This is a genomic window from Sphingopyxis sp., from assembly GCF_036402335.1.
Classification (GTDB): Bacteria; Pseudomonadota; Alphaproteobacteria; order Sphingomonadales; family Sphingomonadaceae; genus Sphingopyxis.
The window spans coordinates 1-2,464 of record NZ_DASWTD010000642.1; the positions used below are offsets into that span (position 1 = coordinate 1).

Annotated in this window: 4 protein-coding genes; all 4 read right to left on the bottom strand. The window is 66.8% G+C overall.

The window, feature by feature from the left end; all coding sequences use genetic code 11:
* Positions 1-51: 51 nt before the first annotated feature.
* Positions 52-411: an iron-sulfur cluster assembly accessory protein gene (locus tag VGD20_RS20645; RefSeq protein ID WP_331136247.1), complete on the bottom strand. Its 360-nt coding sequence runs from the start codon at positions 409-411 to the stop codon at positions 52-54.
* Positions 411-866, bottom strand: coding sequence for an SUF system Fe-S cluster assembly protein (locus VGD20_RS20650; RefSeq protein ID WP_331136250.1), 456 nt, complete (start codon positions 864-866; stop codon positions 411-413). Before VGD20_RS20650 ends, VGD20_RS20645 begins: the two co-directional genes overlap by 1 nt.
* Positions 867-868: 2 nt before the next feature.
* Positions 869-2,062 (bottom strand): cysteine desulfurase, encoded by a 1,194-nt coding sequence (locus VGD20_RS20655; RefSeq protein WP_331136248.1) that lies wholly within the window; start codon positions 2,060-2,062, stop codon positions 869-871.
* Positions 2,059-2,464, bottom strand: a 406-nt coding sequence (locus VGD20_RS20660) for a SufD family Fe-S cluster assembly protein (protein WP_331136249.1), incomplete at its 5' end; no start/stop codon positions are given. The genes VGD20_RS20655 and VGD20_RS20660, both read right to left, overlap by 4 nt.

Below are 2,464 nucleotides of genomic sequence, written 5' to 3' on the forward strand. Positions count from 1 at the left end.
GAGGAGGCGCACAGTAGTTCTCCCTTTCCAGGCAGCTTAGCAGATTTCTGGCTAGACGGTGAAGCTTTCGCCGCAGCCGCAGGCGCCCTTCGCATTGGGGTTGTCGAACACGAAGCCGGCCGCGAAATCATCCTCCCGCCAGTCCATCACGCTGCCGATCAGGTAGAGGATCGAAGCGCCGTCGACATAGAAGGTGCCGCCAGGCGTCTCGATCTTCTCGTCGAACGCATTCTCCAGCGTCACATAGTCGACCGAATAGGCGAGGCCGGAGCAGCCGCGGCGCGGGGTCGACAGCTTGACTCCGACCGCGCCCTCGGGCGCCTTGCCCATCAGCTCGGCGATGCGCGCCTCGGCGGCCGGCGTCAGCGTGATCGCGGCGGGACGGGTGCGGACTTTGGATTCCTTATTCATCACAGCATTCCCAGCTCGAGGCGTGCCTCGTCGCTCATCTTCGATGGGTCCCAGGGCGGATCCCACACCAGCTTGACCTCGGCGTCGCGGATTCCGGGGACGGACAGGACGCGCAGCTCCACCTCGCCGGGCATGGATTCCGCGACCGGGCAATGCGGCGTCGTCAAGGTCATGGTGACGACCGCATCGCCATCCTCGCTGATCGCCACGTCGTAGATCAGGCCGAGCTCGTAAATGTCGACCGGGATTTCAGGGTCGTAGATCGATTTCAGCGCCTCGATCACCGCTTCCTGCAACTCGCCTCCAGCGCCGCCCATTTCAGACTCCGGCTTCTTCTCGGCGAGGAAGCCGGCGAGATAGTCGCGCTTGCGCTCGAATTCGGGCGTGACCCGGGCACGCGGCGGCGCGCCGACGCCGTCGACTTCCTCCACCTCGATCTTCTTTTCCTCGCCCATCGTCATCCGAAAATCCGTTTCACCTTGTCCAGCCCGCGCACCAGCGCCTCGATGTCGCTCGCGTCGCTGTGCGCGGCGAAGCTGGCGCGGGCAGTGGCGGGGACGCCGAGATAGTCCATCAACGGCTGCGCACAATGATGGCCCGCCCGAACCGCCACCCCGCTGTCGTCCAATATGGTGCCGATGTCGTGAGGATGCACCCCGTCGAGCGCGAAGCTGACGATGCCGGCGCTGTCCTCCGGGCCGAACAGCCGCACGCCGTCGATCCCGCGCAGCGCCGCGCGGCAGTCGCTGACCAGCGCGCTTTCATGGGCGTGGATGGCATCGAGGCCGATGCTTTGCGTCCAATCGATCGCGGCATGGAAGCCGATCGCGCCGACGACGTGGGGTGTCCCAGCCTCGAAGCGCGAAGGCGCGGGCAAATAGGTCGTCTTCTCGAACGTCACCCGGTCGATCATCGCGCCGCCGCCCTGCCACGGCGGCATGGCATCGAGGATTTCCTTGCGCGCCCAGAGCGCGCCGATGCCGGTCGGGCCGTAGATCTTGTGCGCCGAAAAGACGTAGAAGTCGGCCCCGATCGCGGCGACGTTGACGGGCAAGCGCGGCGCGGCCTGGCAGCCGTCGAGCAGCAGCCTGGCGCCGACCTTGTGCGCGATTTCCGCGGCGCGCCGCGCGTCGAGGATCGAGCCGAGCACATTCGACACATGGGCGAAGGCGACGATTGCATGCTCTTCGCTCGCCATCCGCTCGGCGGCGTCGAGGTCGATCCGCCCGTCGGCGGTCAGCGGCACGACGTCGAGCTCATAGCCGGCCAGCTGCCACGGAACGATGTTGCTGTGATGCTCGAGCTGGCTGAGCAGCACGCGCTTGCGGTCCCCGTTGCGGTAGCTCTGCGCGACCAGGTTGATCGCCTCCGTCGCGCCTCGGGCGAAGACGACTTCATCCTCCGCGCCGCCGATCAACGACGCCGTCGAGGCGCGGGCGGCCTCGAAGCTGGCGGTCATCGCCGCCGAGCGCTCGTAAACGCCGCGATGCACCGTTGCATAATCATGGCCGTATGCGCGTGTGATCGCGTCGATCACCGCCTGTGGCTTCTGCGCGGTCGCGGCGCTGTCGAGATAGTGCCAGCCAGGCGGGATTGCCGGGAACTGGTCGCGCAGCGCGAGGGCGCTGTTCAAGAGCGTCTGGAGGTTCATGCCGCCACCTTGTGCAGCGCTTCGCGCGCCAGCTCTGCAATGCCTTGGTCGTCGCCCTCGATCTCGTCCCACAATCCGCCGACAAAACCTTCGAGCAGCAGCGCCCTAGCGCTCACCGGATCGAGCCCGCGCGCAGCGGCATAGAACAGCTGGTTCCTGTCGAGCTCGCCGACCGTCGCGCCATGGGCGCATTTCACGTCGTCGGCGAAAATCTCCAGCTCGGGCTTGGCGTTGGCGGTCGCGCCGCGGTCGAGCAGCATCGCCTTGACCGATTGTTCGGCGTCGGTCTGCTGGCCTTCGCGCGCGACTTCGATCTTGCCGAGGAAGCTGCCGGTGGCTTTGCCGCCGAGCACGCTGCGGATGGTTTGGTGCGATGTCGCGCCGGGCGCGATGTGGCGCGCC